A 12,935-nucleotide genomic window follows, 5' to 3' on the forward strand; every position below is an offset into this window, starting at 1 on the left:
CGACAATAAGGGAGTTACGATATGAACAGACTGATTGCAGGGGCACTTGCCCTGGGACTGACTACCGGGCTGGCGCAGGCCGCCAGCCATGCGGATGAGGTCACTCTGCAGCTCAAGTGGGTCACTCAGGCACAGTTCGCTGGTTACTATGTTGCCAAGGACAAGGGCTTTTATGAAGAAGAGGGACTTAACGTCATTATCAAACCCGGTGGCCCGGATATCGCGCCGGAACAGATTATCGCCGGTGATGGCGCTGACGTCATTACGACCTGGATGGCTGCGGGCCTTGCAGCGCGTGAGCGCGGGATACCACTGGTCAACATTGCCCAGCCGTTCAAAACTGGCGGTTTGCAGGTCAATTGCCTGAAGTCCACCGGTGTTGAAACGCCGGACGATTTCGCGGGCAAGACCATGGGCGTTTGGTTTTTCGGCAATGAATACCCTTTCTATGCCTGGATGGCATCGCTCGGGTTGGAAACCGATGGTGCGGACGAAAACGGCGTGACGGTGATCAAACAGGCGTTCTCAGCTGACCCGCTAATTCAAGGCCAGGCCGATTGTATTTCGACAATGACGTACAATGAGTATCGCCAGATTTTGCAGTCTGGCATCACTGAGGACGAACTTGTTACGTTCAATTATCTGAACATGGGTTTCGGCATGTTGGAAGATGGATTGTACGTCAAAGAAGATCGGCTGGAAGATCCAGAATTCGCGGACAAAATGGTACGCTTCGTCCGTGCAAGCATGAAAGGCTGGAAATACGCTGAGGAGAACCAAGAAGAGGCTGCCGAGATCGTTCTGGAGAACGACGAATCCGGTGCGCAAACCCTGGATCATCAGATCTATATGGTCGGAGAGGTGGCCAAGTTGACTGCTGGCTCAGATGGTGCGCTCGATCCTGCGGACTATGAACAGACAGTGGCAACGCTGCTCTCAGCGATCTCCGCTGAAAACGCCGCAATCACCAAAGAGCCCGAAGGGGCCTGGACGCATGCGATCACCGATGCGGCGCTGAACTAAACCGATCAATTGAACAGAAGGGGCGCGGATCGCAGGGTTCGCGCCCTTTTTGCTGGCTGATGCGTTGCAACCCGGCGTCTGGATTTCTAGAGCGCCGTCCTTGAAATCTGAATCGATGGGATTCCCAGAGGTCTGATTTTGTGATTCACCGAATGTGGAGGTGGATCATGGGGAAATCACTGTCTTTGGACATTCGAGAGCGCGTCGTCGCGCTGGTAGATGAAGGACTTTCCTGCCATGAGGCGGCCCGGCGTTTGCGGATATCGGTCGCGAGCGCGGTGCGGATCATGCAGCGCAAAAGGCGAACCGGCGGCGTGAAAGCTGCGCCTCAAGGACGGCCTCGACGCAGCAAGTTGGACGCGGCGTCCGAGTGGTTGAAATTACGCGTGCAAGCTGAACCGGACATCACCATGCCGGAGCTGGCCGAAGCGTTGAAGCAGGAGCATGACCTAATCGCCACACCGGCGATGCTCTCACGTCACTTGCTTCATCGCCTTGGGTTCACATATAAAAAAATAGCTGATCGCAACGGAAAGGCTGCGCAAACGGGTTCGCGCCGCGCGATACGAGTGGCGGCGTCGGATGCCGAGGATGCGCCGTGAGCCGCATAGGCTGGTGTTTATCGACGAAACCGCCGTCACCACCAAGATGACACGCCTGCGGGGCCGATCCCTCCGGGGGACTCGGCTTGAGGCGGACGCGCCCTTCGGCCACTGGCGCACGCAAACCTTCATCGCCGGGCTGCGGATGGATGAACTCAGCGCACCCTGGGTTCTGGACGGCCCCATGAACCGCGCCGCCTTCGACATATACATTGAAACCCAATTGGTTCCGACCTTGCAGCCAGGTGACGTCGTGATCGCTGACAACCTGTCGTCCCACAAATCCGCAAAGGCACAGGCCATCCTGAAAGCGCAGGGAAGCTGGCTCCTCTTCCTGCCGCCCTACAGCCCCGACCTGAACCCTATCGAAATGGCATACGCCAAGCTCAAAGCACATCTGCGACGGCTGAAAGCACGTACCTTCGACGCGCTGTTCCAATCCGTCGCACAAACCTGCGACCTCTTTCCACCAGAAGAATGCAGAAACCTCTTCAAGGCTGCCGGATATGTTGCAGATTAAATGGACCATGCTCTAAAGCGTTTCGTCTTGAACCTGAATCGCGAGGGATTCCCTTGAGACCTGATCTGTGATTCATCCTGTTTGGGAGGATGGATCATGTCAGCACCTTTGCCATCTGCGCTTCGGATACGGTTTCAGAGATACATTGAAGAAGGGTTGAGCGGGCGCGCGGCGGCGTTGCGGTTGAAGCTGTCGCCTGCCACAGGCGCGCGGTGGGCGCGTCAGGTGAGGATGAAGGGTCATGCGGAACCTGCCCGGCAGGGACCGCCGCGCGGCAAGGGAAAGCTGGCTCCGCATCGGGAATTCTTTGAGGAGTTGATCGCACAAGACCCTGACATCACGCTCTTTGAGTTGCGTAATGCGCTGGCCGATGCAGAGGGTGTGCGGGTGCATCACTCCTCCATCGCCAACCTTCTGTCCCGGCTCGGCTTCACGTACAAAAAAAGTCGCTGGTCGCAACCGAGCGCCGCCGCGCCAAGGTAAGGCAGCAACGGGCCGACTGGTTCAGATACCGCTCGCCAGCCATTGCGACCTTTCCTGAGCGCGTTGTCTTTATTGACGAAACCGCAGTGAAGACAAACCTCACGCGCCTACGCGGCAGAGCCAAGCGCGGTAAGCGCCTGACGATGGATGCGCCCTTCGGAAGCTGGGGAACCCAAACCTTGATCGCGGGCCTGACCCAAGGCGCGCTGATCGCACCTTGGGTCATCAAGGGAGCGATAGATGGCCCCGCCTTCGCGGCCTACATCCGCGAAGTGCTGGTCCCCGAGATCAACCCCGGCACTGTCGTCATTCTCGACAACCTGGCAACCCACCGGAATAAGGAGGCGACGCAGGCTTTACGCAATCACGGCTGCTGGTTCCTTTACCTGCCACCGTACTCGCCCGACCTGAATCCCATCGAGCAGGCCTTCTCTAAACTGAAAGCCCATTTGCGACGGATCGGGGCCAGGTCCTTTACCCAGGTCTTCGAAGCAATCGGAGCAATCTGCGATCTCTACGACCCAGTAGAATGCTGGAACTACTTTAAGGCCGCCGGATATGTCTCAGGTTAATGTCGAAACGCTTTAGTGCACGTTCACCGGCGCAAAATCATTCTCTCGCGCCAGGAAGAATGCCAGCTTGCGGTCGCGCTCCAGCGCCAGACGTTCGCCCGCAGCGGAATGGACGGCGAATAATTCTTCGATATCCCCGGCTTCGGCGCGTACCTCTTCGGGCAGATCTTCCACGGCAACCGGGCGCACATAGACGATGTTGCGGTCGTGTTCCGGTGCGAAATCGAACTTGGTTTTCATTGTTACTGCCCTTTCCCGATCTTGATCGTCTGCACCACTTTTTCCGGCACGGCGCGTTTCAGATCGACGTGCAGCAGCCCGTTTTCGGCCGCCGCGCCCGCAACCTCGACCCCGTCAGCCAGAACAAAGCTGCGCTGGAACTGTCGCGCGGCGATGCCACGGTGCAGGAACAGACGCTCGGCCCCGTCCTCGGGACTTTTGCCGCGGACGATCAACTGGCGATCCTCGACCGTGATCGACAGGTCATCCTCGCCAAATCCGGCCACCGCCAGGGTGATGCGAAACGACGTGTCCGAGGTTTGTTCGATGTTATAGGGCGGGTATCCGTTCTGATCGGATTTGGCAGTGCGTTCCACCAGCCGTTCCAGACGGTCAAAGCCCAGCAGGAAGGGATGCGATCCCAGAGTCATTTTCGTCATGGCGGCGTCCTTCCACTTAAGCGACGACGGGGCGGGGTTCCGATTTCGGCAACCCCTGCTGTAATTGATATGGTGTCGCGCAGCGCCGTTCGCAAGCCTTTGAGGTATTTGGTCCATTGGGTGGGCGGGAAAATCGCGTTAAGGTTGACAGGCTGCGGAAATCTGCTGAAAGAACTGCATGAATTCTTCGTCCGAAATGAAAAAGACCGAGGTTTTGCGCGTCGAACTGGAAGTGTTTCGCCGCGAACATCGTGACCTTGATGACACGATCGAGGCGTTGGAGGCTTCGGGGCGTGGCGATCAGCTTGCGTTGCGCCGCCTCAAGAAGCAAAAGCTGGTGCTGAAGGATCGGATCGCCAAGATCGAAGACCAGCTGACCCCGGATATCATTGCCTGATCCCCGACCAACAGGAGCTTCCGCCAGATGAGTGCTGATGTCGCGATTGTCATGGGCAGCCAGTCGGATTGGCCGACAATGCAGGCCGCCTCAACGGTGCTGGACGAGCTTGGCATCGGGTTCGAAGCGCGGATCGTTTCGGCCCATCGCACGCCGGATCGACTGTGGGAGTTTGGCAAGACCGCCGCGGCACAGGGCTTTCGGGTGGTGATCGCCGGGGCGGGCGGTGCGGCGCATTTGCCGGGGATGCTGGCCTCGAAGACCATACTGCCGGTGATTGGCGTGCCGGTGCAGACACGCGCGCTGGGCGGGCTCGACAGCCTTTATTCCATCGTCCAGATGCCACGCGGCTTTCCTGTGGCGACCATGGCCATCGGCGAAGCGGGCGCAATGAACGCAGGGCTGATGGCGGCGCAGATACTGGCGCTGGGCGATCAGGCCCTGGCCGGGCGGCTGGCGGAATGGCGCGCCGCACTCAGCGCTTCGATCCCGGAGGTCCCGACAGATGGCTGAGGCGCTGCCGCAAGGCGCGGTCATTGGGATTCTGGGCGGCGGGCAGCTGGGGCGCATGCTGTCGGTTGCCGCGTCGCGTCTGGGGTACCGTTGCCACGTCTATGATCCGGGCGATGCGCCGCCTGCCGGGCAGGTTGCCGAACGGGTGACGACGGCGCCATGGGACGACGCGCAGGCCCTGACGCAATTCGCCAGTTCGGTCGATGTCGTCACCTATGAATTCGAGAATGTCCCGGCAGACGCGCTTGACGTGATCGAGGCGATCGTGCCGGTGCGCCCGGGCCGTGCTGCGCTGGAAACCAGCCAGGACCGGCTGACCGAGAAGAATTTTCTTGCCAACCTGGGGCTTGGCACCGCGCCGTTTCAGCCGGTCGATGATTTGGCCGGGCTGGAGGCAGCCTGCGATCGCATCGGCGTGCCCGCGTTCCTGAAAACCAGGCGCTTTGGCTATGACGGCAAGGGGCAGGCGCGGTTGACGGGTGCCGAACAGGCCGCCGACGTCTGGCAATCTGTCGGGCAGGTCCCCAGCATTCTGGAAGGCGCGGTGGCATTTTCGTCCGAGGTTTCGGTGATCGCGGCGCGTGGCTTGACCGGTGATGTGGCGGTCTTTGATCCGGGCCAGAACACCCATGTTGACGGCATTTTGCGCACCACACTCGTGCCTGCCCCCCTAAGCCCCGAACACGGTGCCGATGCGCGCCGGATCGCCGGGGCGATCCTTGACGCGCTGGATTATGTCGGGGTGATCGGGGTGGAGCTGTTCGTGACGCCGGATGGCCTGCTGGTGAATGAATTTGCACCGCGCGTCCATAATTCCGGCCACTGGACGCAAAACGCCTGTGTTGTTGACCAGTTCGAGGCGCATATTCGCGCCATCACCGGCATGCCGCTGGGCGATCTGGTGCGCCATGCGGATGTCGAGATGACCAACCTGATCGGCGAAGACGTGAACGATCTGCCCCGGCTGGCGACCTCACCAGGTGTGGCCGTCCACCTTTATGGCAAGGCCGAGGCGCGACCGGGTCGCAAGATGGGGCACGTGAACCGGGTGATCCGGCGCATTTAGGGTCAGAACCCATTTTGACGCCACGAATGTCCGGGGGCAAAGGCCCGTCCTTGGCCAGGCGCGGGCCACTCCGACAGCTGATCAGTTGTTCGGGATGGCCCCTCAGCTGCCATCGCCGCGGTCAAACCGCCCGTTTTTCAGGAACGCGATTGTCTGTAGCACCACATCGGCGTTCAGCATCATCAGGGTATGGGATACCGGCAGGATGACATGGTCGTCCATCCCGCGCAGGGCAGTCGAGGTGATGGCGACCTTGCCATCATCCGGTCCGGCAATCACCGCGGAATACAGTGGGTTGAAGGACCGCGACCCGGCGATCACCCCAAGTTCAAAGCGCGCCGCGCCCAATTGATTCGGTACCGAATCCGCGTCGGTGCCAAGCTGAATTCCCGCCGGTCCGATCAACCAATCGAACGCGCCAAGCTCTCCGTAGAAATCAATCAGCTCCGACCCTTTGTTGGGCGGCGCCATCATCACAACCCGGCCCATATCACCGGGCCGGTTCTGGGACAGCCAGGCACGGGCAAGTATGCCGCCCATGGAGTGGGTCACGAAATGCACCTTGGTATCGCCGCAGGCTGCAACCGCCGGGGTGACAGCGATATCCATCAACTCTTGAATCGGTGCCTTGGTCGACGGATAGCCGAGATTGACGATTCTGTACCCGGCCAGTTCTAACGCATCGCCCATGACCCGCATTGACGACGGGCTGCGCCAGAGGCCGTGAAGCAGGACCACACACTCCCTCTGAGTGGCCGCGCTCACAGGTGGGGCCGTGGCTAAAAAAAGCAGGGTCAGGATCAAAGCCAGGTGTCGCATGGCACCGAACTTATGGTCCCCGATCCGCGACGACGAGGGGGGCGGGGCGATTTTTTTATCGGACATTGCGTCGCCTGCGCTTGTGCGCGGCGAAAGCTCGGGCCACGCTGCGCCGATGAACACTCGTCCCGTCCGTCTGGCTGTCCGCGCGCTGATCCTGCATCGCGACCTGCTGTTGCTGGTCAACGCCTGGCCTGGCCGGCAGAGCGATCTGTGGTGCGCGCCCGGTGGCGGCGTTGATCCGGGCCAAAGCCTGCCCGACAACCTAATCCGCGAGGTGACCGAGGAGACCGGGCTTCATGTCACGGTTGGCGCGCCGGTTCTGGTCAATGAATTCCATGACCCGACACGCGGATTTCATCAGGTCGATGTGTATTTCCGCTGCGACGTGGCCGATGCGCGCATTGATCCTGAATGGTGCGACCCCGAAGGCGTTGTTAATCGCCATCGTTGGGTGACTCAGGCAGAACTTGCAACGCTCCGCGTCAAGCCGGACAGCCTTAGGTCGGTGGCATGGAACGACACCCCGGAAAACGCCGGGGCCATCACTTATGACCCACTGGAACTGATCCAGCGCTGAGGCGTGTTTTGCAATGGCGCCGCTGTCCCCCGGCGCGGATCGCCCGATCAGGCCGCCTGGGCGGGTTTGTCGTGGCGCACCAGGTTGCGACCGTCCGATTTGGCCTGATACAGCGCCCGGTCGGCGGCCACGAACGCTTGGTCGAAAGCCTCGCCGCCGCTGTGCGGCGCAACACCGATTGAAATCGTCACCTCTGGCCCGACCTCGGCCTGGTCAATGGCGATGGCTTCGCGCAGGCGGTTGGCAATTGCTCCGGCAAGTGCCGGTGGTGCGCCGGGCAGGAAAATCACAAACTCCTCACCGCCCCAACGCGCCAGCAGGTCCTTCTTGCGCAGCATCTCGGTCGCGGTGTCGGCCACATGGCACAGCACCCGGTCACCGACCTGATGACCATAGCAATCGTTGACGGCCTTGAAGTGATCGAGGTCCAGCAGCAGCAACGCGCCGGCCTCGGTCCCGCGCATCTGGCGCGAAAATCCGCGCCGGTTCAGCAAGCCGGTCAACGGGTCGGTGTCGACCTGACGGCGATGACTGGCGCGTTGCCTGTTGGCCTCGGCCGCCATCTGGTTGATGCGCCGCATGATACGCCCGACGTCATCGTCATAACCGTCCGGCAGCGGGTCAATCGACTTGTGCGCGATCCATGAATCGGCCGCTTCCAGAATGATCCCGACCGGCGATAGCGCCGCCCGCAACGCGCGTGCGGTTATCGACGCCGTTCCCAGCCCAACCAATGCGATTGCGGCAGGCGGTATCCAGGAGCCATCGCGCAACAACAGGATGCAGGCGGCGGCTGTCGGCAGAAGAATGCCGACACAGGCCAGTGCCGTGATCTTGGCCGAAAAGCTGCCCGGAAACAGCTGTGCCATCAAATGGTAAAGACGCACCAGAACCCCCATTAACCGGATCAAGTGTCCCGATGTGCCGGAACGTGGCAGGGCCGCATTGCGCAAACGTTAACAGCGCACCTTCCGCGCCGTTCTTAATGCGTCGAATTTGTTGCAACCTGCCGCGCGGCACGCCAAAGATTGCGGCCATGGAACACCTGACACCCGGATTGACCGGTACAGCCGAGATGATTGTCGGCAGCAACGACACCGCCCCGCGCGTCGGCTCGGGCCGGATCGCGGTTCTGGCGACGCCGGTGATGATCAACCTTGTCGAGGAGGCCGCTCTTGCAGCCTTCGAACACCTGCTGGACGCGGGCCAACAGTCACTGGGCACACATCTTGATATCAGCCACATCGCGGCAACGCCCACTGGCATGCGGGTTGAGGCGCAGGCCGAATTGACGTCGGTTGACGGGCGCAAGCTGACATTTACCATCCGCGTCCATGATGAGGTTGACCGCATAGCAGAGGGCACGCACACGCGCGTCGTCGTTTCGGCCGCGCGATTTCAGGACCGCGTGGACGCCAAGGCCACGCGATAGGGCCGCTAGGGCATCATCCATTGATCTGCAAAGATGCCCGACGGCGAACACCCGTCCCGAGCAGGACGCGCGCCGGACCGGCGGGCTGGCGCAGCAACGGTTGAGGGGCATGATTTATGGAGAGGTGTTAGCCGTCAACTATCCCGGATGTGCCCACCTCGAACCGACGCCGGACCGGTTGGGCCGGTCCGGCGTGCGCCCTGCACCTGCGGCGCGCACCGGGCGCAGGCAATTCCAAAAGCGATTCAGGCTTTCAGGATGCCACTAGTGTTGCGGCACCCAAATCAGCTCGACACGGCAGCCGCCGGGTTCGCGGATCATCGCGTGGAAGCGCGGGCCGCCGCCCAGGGATTCGGGCATGAATTCCACCTCGACACCCGGCCATGCGGCGACCTTATTGGCCAGGTCGTCCAATGCAGATTCGGAGTCGACGCCGATGGCGACGTGATGCAGGCCGATGTTGGCGTGCCGGTCAAAGGCGACCGGTTCGGCAGCCTTCGCCTGCCAAAGCGTCAGGCGGGCGTGACCGTCGGTAACCGCAGCATAAGGGTAATCGGGATTGCCACCCGCCACGGTCCAGCCCAGCGCGCCGGTGAAAAAACCGACCGATTGATCCAGATCGCGGACTGTCAGGCCAAGGTGGTTGATGCCAATGGTGGTCATTCTTCGGTCCCGGGTTTTGTGCCATCAAGGCGGCGCCCCGATCAGATCCAGCCACGGCGCTTCAATCCGCGACATGACCGGCAGCGTCCGTCTTCCTGAAGTCAGGATGCCAAAGCCCTCCGACAATAAAAAGGGGCAAATGCAGCATTGTCGGAGGGCGCTTGGGTCAATCGGTCGTCAGAACATACCGTTGTCATGAGAAAATTCGGCAGGAACCTCCTGCATCGTGTCCCAATGCTCGGCCAGTTGGCCGTCTTCAAAGCGCAGCACGTCAAAGAATACTTTCGGGCCGAAGAAATCGACTTCGCGCTGCATCACGACAAGGTCACCTTCGCTGAAGCTGCGGATGATCATTGACGTCACGGGCGCTTCGAGCGTTGCAAATAAATCGACATAGCCCAGGACACCCGCGCCCCGGTGCAGCGTTGGGGTTATGCGGGATGATATCCTGCGCGAAGGCTCGCAGCGGATTTCGGAAATCAACCGGGCGATACCCGACATCTCTCAGCGGATGCTGACCCAGACATTGCGCAAGCTGGAACGCGACGGTTTGGTGTTGCGCAGTGTCACACCCAGCATCCCGCCGCGCGTCGATTATGAGATCACCGAATTGGGGCGCTCATTGTTTGAGGCGATCACGGCCATGGAAAAATGGGCAGTCCGGAAAAAACCCGCGATCCTGCGCGCGCGAAAGGCCTTCGATATAGGATTGTGTTGAAAAACTCCGAAATCAGAGCGTCGCGGATTTCTTGCGAAAACCTATGAAGCGAAATAGTCGGAAAGCTTTGACCACGAGACAGCGCATGGCTGCGCGTGAGCGCATGTAGGCGATTTGGGCCGACCCCCGCGCCAAAAATTTAGGATCGGGCTGCATGGAAAGAAAAATCATCGTTCAGGCCCTAAAACGGAGTTTTTCAACACAATCATAGCGCATTGAGCGTTCGCAATCGGCCAGCAGACCGCCATTCGCGCGGTATTCGAAACCGGCCGTCGGGGTGAAACGCGCCCCGACGCGGGCCGAACCCAGATCAGCCCCGCCACGCGGCCAGTGAAATGCCGACCGGCTGATCCAGATCGCGGCCCGCCCGCTCAATCTGGATGATGCCAAGGTGGTCCTGGGATTTGACCGGTCAGATTAATCGGGGCCGACAAGATGGGCACGTTATCGACTATAAGCTCAGATGATTTCATCCTCATCGAACATCGGGTCGTCAGACAGCTGTGACGAATGGTCGTCCATCGCGTTCTCGGCTTTCTTGACAGAGTGGACGCGGGCCAGATGGAATACCGCGTCCCCCTCATTGACCACGGGCAGTACAGCCCGTCCCACGATAATGCCGTCGAACGGGACGGTGACGTCGATCTCTTCCTCGCCAAACGGATCGGAAACCACCCCAAGCACATCGTTCTTGCTCGCCGGATCGCCATCGGCCTTCAGGCTGCGGAACAGACCACCCATCGGCGCGCGCAGCCATTTGCTGGACGGACAAAACTGCGGCATCGCCTTGGCCGGGGCAACGCCACGTCCCGATATCATGTCGAGCGATTTCATCACCCTGAGGATGCCAGCTTGCCCTGCACGGACCGAAACTTCGTCAAATCGCAAGCCTTCCCCGGCCTCGTAGAGCAGAACCGTTTTCCCCAGCTCTTTTGCCGACCCCCGCAAAGACCCCTCGCGCACAGGGGATTCCATGATGATTGGTGCGCCAAAGCCATCCGCCATTTCACGGGCGGCCAAGTCATCCGGCGAGACACGGACCTGCGGATAATTGATCCGATGGATAGCGGCCGAGTGAAGATCGATCCCGACATCGGACCGCGCCACGATCTCTTTCAAAAACAGATGGGCAAGGCGCGCGGCGAGAGAGCCGCCCTCGCTCCCCGGGAACGACCTGTTCAGATCGCGCCTGTCAGGCAGATATCTGGACCTGTTGATGAACCCGAAGGAATTCACGATCGGAACCACGATCAGCGTGCCCCTGATGCCACGCAAAGCCGGGGATTTCAGCAAGCGCCGGACAATTTCAATGCCGATCACCTCGTCCCCGTGAACGCCGGCGCTTACAAAGAACACAGGTCCGTCGGTTTTTCCCTGGATCACATGTGCGGACATGGTGACCGGGGTATGGTCCGACAGCGAACTGACCGGCAGGTCCACGGTGCGCCGGGTGCCGGGCAGGATCACTTCCCCGCCAATTTCAAAACCCGGACGTTTCAGCATCAGCCCTTGCCTTTCGTCTTGGTCTTGCCGGGCTTGGCGTTCTTCTCGATGAACTCGATCATCTTGCCGGCCACATCAAGGCCCGTCGCCTTTTCGACGCCTTCCAGGCCGGGTGAAGAGTTGACCTCCATGACGACAGCCCCGTGATTGGCACGCAGCATGTCCACGCCGCAGGCATTCAGACCCATTGCTTTCGCAGCCCGCACAGCGGTTGACCTTTCTTCCGGCGACAGCTTGATCAGTTCTGCGGATCCGCCGCGGTGCAGGTTGGACCGGAACTCGCCCTCAGTGCCGGTGCGTTTCATCGCTGCAATAACGCGGCCCCCAATGACAATCACACGAATGTCTGTACCGCCCGCTTCCTTAATGAACTCCTGAATAAGAATGTTGGTTCCGGAGGCGCGGAAAGCTTCGATCACGGATTTCGCCGAACGATCCGTATCCGCCAGAACAACGCCAAGCCCCTGCGTGCCTTCCAGCAGTTTGATCACCAATGGCGCGCCGCCTGCAAGTGCCAGCACTTCTTCGGTCTGCTTGGGATCGTGGGCAAATGTTGTCACAGGCAAGCCGACACCATCGCGGGCAAGCAGTTGCATCGAGCGTAGCTTGTCGCGCGACCGCCCGATGGCCACACTCTCATTCAGCGGATAGACGCCCATCATCTCGAACTGGCGCAGCACGGCCATGCCGTAGAACGTAATCGAGGCACCGATCCGGGGTATAACGGCGTCGTAGCCTTGCAGCTTTTCCCCATTATAATAAATCTCTGGCCGCCGGGACGCGATGTTCATGTAACAGCGCAGCGTATTGATGATGTCGAGCTGATGACCGCGTTCCTCGGCGGCCTCCAAAAGCCGCCGGTGCGAGTAAAGGCTGGCGTTTCTGGCAAGCATCGCGATTTTCATGGTAATTTCCTTTTGCCAGCTTTTGCGGCGGTTGACCTCGGAGTGGTAAGATTGCGCTTTCGCGGATTGACCAGGATCGAATGCCTACGCAGGGCGGTGCGTCCGACGATCATGCGGAACTTCATCTTGGTGCGCTCTGTAAGCGACAGGTCGATGTTCCATAGGCGGTCGGAAATGCGGAACTTGGTCCGGATAACGATGCGACGTTCCGGAATTCCGCTTGTGTTCTTGATTTCACGTTGATCGTGGATCGGACATTCGACATCGGTGTCGTGGGCGTCGTCGTCAAACCGTGTGTGAAACCGGACCCACGGGACGCCATCGCGTTCGAAGGTCTCGATATCGGTGGCATGAAGTGCCGAAGTGCGCGCACCGGTATCAATTTTCGCCTTGAGGTTCTTAAGACCCAGAAGCGGAAGATCAACCCGCTCTTGCCAGCCAACAACGAGCATATGAGTTGTCTCCAGTATTCCTTAGATC

General features: G+C 60.2%; 19 protein-coding genes. 9 read left to right on the forward strand and 10 right to left on the reverse strand.

Features of this window, described 5'->3' with window-relative positions:
- Nucleotides 1-21: 21 nt before the first annotated feature.
- The 3 genes from GKR99_16300 to GKR99_16310 all read left to right on the forward strand — a co-directional run bounded on the left by GKR99_16300 (nt 22) and on the right by GKR99_16310 (nt 3,200).
- On the forward strand, nt 22-1,023 hold the full coding sequence (locus GKR99_16300; protein ID NKB29021.1) for an ABC transporter substrate-binding protein: 1,002 nt from the start codon (nt 22-24) through the stop codon (nt 1,021-1,023).
- A gap of 167 nt (nt 1,024-1,190) precedes the next feature.
- Nucleotides 1,191-2,145 (forward strand): IS630 family transposase gene (locus GKR99_16305; GenBank protein NKB29022.1). Its coding sequence is split into 2 segments (ribosomal slippage): nt 1,191-1,541 and nt 1,543-2,145, totalling 954 coding nucleotides; the frame shifts between segments, so codons are not numbered across the junction.
- Between the two features lie 96 nt (nt 2,146-2,241).
- Nucleotides 2,242-3,200, forward strand: a protein-coding gene (locus tag GKR99_16310) for an IS630 family transposase (GenBank protein ID NKB29023.1) whose coding sequence is annotated in 2 segments (ribosomal slippage) — nt 2,242-2,583 and nt 2,586-3,200 — 957 coding nt in all. Because the reading frame shifts where the segments join, the coding sequence is not laid out codon by codon here.
- Between the two features lie 12 nt (nt 3,201-3,212).
- Here the strand turns inward: GKR99_16310 and GKR99_16315 are convergent.
- Both GKR99_16315 and GKR99_16320 read right to left on the reverse strand, forming a co-directional pair.
- The gene (locus GKR99_16315) at nt 3,213-3,440 is read right to left on the reverse strand and encodes a DUF1150 family protein (protein ID NKB29024.1); all 228 of its coding nucleotides are present in this window, start codon (nt 3,438-3,440) and stop codon (nt 3,213-3,215) included.
- A 2-nt stretch (nt 3,441-3,442) separates the two neighbouring features.
- Complete coding sequence (locus GKR99_16320) at nt 3,443-3,859, reverse strand: Hsp20 family protein (protein NKB29025.1); 417 nt, start codon at nt 3,857-3,859, stop codon at nt 3,443-3,445.
- Nucleotides 3,860-4,037: 178 nt separating this feature from the next.
- Between GKR99_16320 and GKR99_16325 the strand changes: the two genes are divergently transcribed.
- Genes GKR99_16325 through GKR99_16335 form a run of 3 tightly spaced genes read left to right on the forward strand, consistent with a single transcriptional unit; the run spans nt 4,038 to nt 5,835 of the window.
- Nucleotides 4,038-4,256 (forward strand): DUF465 domain-containing protein, encoded by a 219-nt coding sequence (locus tag GKR99_16325; GenBank protein ID NKB29026.1) that lies wholly within the window; start codon nt 4,038-4,040, stop codon nt 4,254-4,256.
- A 27-nt stretch (nt 4,257-4,283) separates the two neighbouring features.
- Nucleotides 4,284-4,769 carry a 5-(carboxyamino)imidazole ribonucleotide mutase gene (gene purE, locus GKR99_16330; GenBank protein ID NKB29027.1) on the forward strand — a complete coding sequence of 162 codons (486 nt, stop codon included), beginning with the start codon at nt 4,284-4,286 and terminating at the stop codon, nt 4,767-4,769.
- Nucleotides 4,762-5,835, forward strand: coding sequence for a 5-(carboxyamino)imidazole ribonucleotide synthase (locus GKR99_16335; GenBank protein NKB29028.1), 1,074 nt, complete (start codon nt 4,762-4,764; stop codon nt 5,833-5,835). The genes purE and GKR99_16335 overlap by 8 nt, the downstream gene beginning before the upstream one ends.
- Nucleotides 5,836-5,937: 102 nt before the next feature.
- Here GKR99_16335 and GKR99_16340 read toward each other — a convergent pair whose 3' ends face one another.
- The gene (locus GKR99_16340; protein ID NKB29029.1) at nt 5,938-6,654 is read right to left on the reverse strand and encodes an alpha/beta fold hydrolase; all 717 of its coding nucleotides are present in this window, start codon (nt 6,652-6,654) and stop codon (nt 5,938-5,940) included.
- A 115-nt stretch (nt 6,655-6,769) separates the two neighbouring features.
- Between GKR99_16340 and GKR99_16345 the strand changes: the two genes are divergently transcribed.
- Nucleotides 6,770-7,234 carry an NUDIX domain-containing protein gene (locus tag GKR99_16345; protein ID NKB29030.1) on the forward strand — a complete coding sequence of 155 codons (465 nt, stop codon included), beginning with the start codon at nt 6,770-6,772 and terminating at the stop codon, nt 7,232-7,234.
- Between the two features lie 47 nt (nt 7,235-7,281).
- On the opposite strand, the gene GKR99_16350 is transcribed toward GKR99_16345, so the two are convergent.
- Nucleotides 7,282-8,145, reverse strand: a complete 864-nt coding sequence (locus GKR99_16350; GenBank protein NKB29031.1) for a diguanylate cyclase — start codon at nt 8,143-8,145, stop codon at nt 7,282-7,284.
- A 125-nt stretch (nt 8,146-8,270) separates the two neighbouring features.
- Here GKR99_16350 and GKR99_16355 point away from each other — a divergent pair, with 125 nt between their 5' ends.
- A complete protein-coding gene (locus GKR99_16355) occupies nt 8,271-8,666 on the forward strand; it encodes a thioesterase (protein ID NKB29032.1) in 396 nt (131 codons plus the stop codon).
- Between the two features lie 264 nt (nt 8,667-8,930).
- Here GKR99_16355 and GKR99_16360 read toward each other — a convergent pair whose 3' ends face one another.
- Together GKR99_16360 and GKR99_16365 are read right to left on the reverse strand one after the other, a co-directional pair.
- Nucleotides 8,931-9,329: a VOC family protein gene (locus tag GKR99_16360; GenBank protein NKB29033.1), complete on the reverse strand. Its 399-nt coding sequence runs from the start codon at nt 9,327-9,329 to the stop codon at nt 8,931-8,933.
- Between the two features lie 177 nt (nt 9,330-9,506).
- Nucleotides 9,507-9,683 carry a hypothetical protein gene (locus GKR99_16365; protein NKB29034.1) on the reverse strand — a complete coding sequence of 59 codons (177 nt, stop codon included), beginning with the start codon at nt 9,681-9,683 and terminating at the stop codon, nt 9,507-9,509.
- 79 nt (nt 9,684-9,762) lie between these two features.
- Between GKR99_16365 and GKR99_16370 the strand changes: the two genes are divergently transcribed.
- A complete protein-coding gene (locus tag GKR99_16370; protein NKB29035.1) occupies nt 9,763-10,047 on the forward strand; it encodes a transcriptional regulator in 285 nt (94 codons plus the stop codon).
- A 174-nt stretch (nt 10,048-10,221) separates the two neighbouring features.
- On the opposite strand, the gene GKR99_16375 is transcribed toward GKR99_16370, so the two are convergent.
- The 4 genes from GKR99_16375 to GKR99_16390 all read right to left on the reverse strand — a co-directional run bounded on the left by GKR99_16375 (nt 10,222) and on the right by GKR99_16390 (nt 12,907).
- Nucleotides 10,222-10,437: a hypothetical protein gene (locus GKR99_16375; protein ID NKB29036.1), complete on the reverse strand. Its 216-nt coding sequence runs from the start codon at nt 10,435-10,437 to the stop codon at nt 10,222-10,224.
- Nucleotides 10,438-10,506: 69 nt separating this feature from the next.
- The gene (locus GKR99_16380; protein NKB29037.1) at nt 10,507-11,550 is read right to left on the reverse strand and encodes a succinylglutamate desuccinylase; all 1,044 of its coding nucleotides are present in this window, start codon (nt 11,548-11,550) and stop codon (nt 10,507-10,509) included.
- Nucleotides 11,550-12,455: a 30S ribosomal protein S6--L-glutamate ligase gene (rimK, locus tag GKR99_16385; protein NKB29038.1), complete on the reverse strand. Its 906-nt coding sequence runs from the start codon at nt 12,453-12,455 to the stop codon at nt 11,550-11,552. Before rimK ends, GKR99_16380 begins: the two co-directional genes overlap by 1 nt.
- Nucleotides 12,452-12,907, reverse strand: a complete 456-nt coding sequence (locus GKR99_16390) for an ATP-dependent zinc protease (GenBank protein ID NKB29039.1) — start codon at nt 12,905-12,907, stop codon at nt 12,452-12,454. Before GKR99_16390 ends, rimK begins: the two co-directional genes overlap by 4 nt.
- Nucleotides 12,908-12,935 lie beyond the last annotated feature (28 nt).

This window comes from Paracoccaceae bacterium (assembly GCA_012103375.1).
Lineage (GTDB): Bacteria > Pseudomonadota > Alphaproteobacteria > Rhodobacterales > Rhodobacteraceae > WLWX01.

Excerpts from the sequence above, each read along its gene's own strand:
- GKR99_16300 (NKB29021.1), top strand. The coding sequence starts at position 22 with ATGAACAGACTGATTGCAGGGGCACTTGCCCTGGGACTGACTACCGGG.
- GKR99_16340 (NKB29029.1), bottom strand. The coding sequence starts at position 6,654 with ATGCGACACCTGGCTTTGATCCTGACCCTGCTTTTTTTAGCCACGGCC.
- GKR99_16370 (NKB29035.1), top strand. The coding sequence starts at position 9,763 with ATGCGGGATGATATCCTGCGCGAAGGCTCGCAGCGGATTTCGGAAATC.
- GKR99_16365 (NKB29034.1), bottom strand. The coding sequence starts at position 9,683 with ATGATCATCCGCAGCTTCAGCGAAGGTGACCTTGTCGTGATGCAGCGC.
- GKR99_16345 (NKB29030.1), top strand. The coding sequence starts at position 6,770 with ATGAACACTCGTCCCGTCCGTCTGGCTGTCCGCGCGCTGATCCTGCAT.
- GKR99_16325 (NKB29026.1), top strand. The coding sequence starts at position 4,038 with ATGAATTCTTCGTCCGAAATGAAAAAGACCGAGGTTTTGCGCGTCGAA.
- GKR99_16360 (NKB29033.1), bottom strand. The coding sequence starts at position 9,329 with ATGACCACCATTGGCATCAACCACCTTGGCCTGACAGTCCGCGATCTG.
- GKR99_16380 (NKB29037.1), bottom strand. The coding sequence starts at position 11,550 with ATGCTGAAACGTCCGGGTTTTGAAATTGGCGGGGAAGTGATCCTGCCC.
- purE (NKB29027.1), top strand. The coding sequence starts at position 4,284 with ATGAGTGCTGATGTCGCGATTGTCATGGGCAGCCAGTCGGATTGGCCG.
- GKR99_16320 (NKB29025.1), bottom strand. The coding sequence starts at position 3,859 with ATGACGAAAATGACTCTGGGATCGCATCCCTTCCTGCTGGGCTTTGAC.
- GKR99_16355 (NKB29032.1), top strand. The coding sequence starts at position 8,271 with ATGGAACACCTGACACCCGGATTGACCGGTACAGCCGAGATGATTGTC.
- GKR99_16335 (NKB29028.1), top strand. The coding sequence starts at position 4,762 with ATGGCTGAGGCGCTGCCGCAAGGCGCGGTCATTGGGATTCTGGGCGGC.
- GKR99_16315 (NKB29024.1), bottom strand. The coding sequence starts at position 3,440 with ATGAAAACCAAGTTCGATTTCGCACCGGAACACGACCGCAACATCGTC.
- rimK (NKB29038.1), bottom strand. The coding sequence starts at position 12,455 with ATGAAAATCGCGATGCTTGCCAGAAACGCCAGCCTTTACTCGCACCGG.
- GKR99_16390 (NKB29039.1), bottom strand. The coding sequence starts at position 12,907 with ATGCTCGTTGTTGGCTGGCAAGAGCGGGTTGATCTTCCGCTTCTGGGT.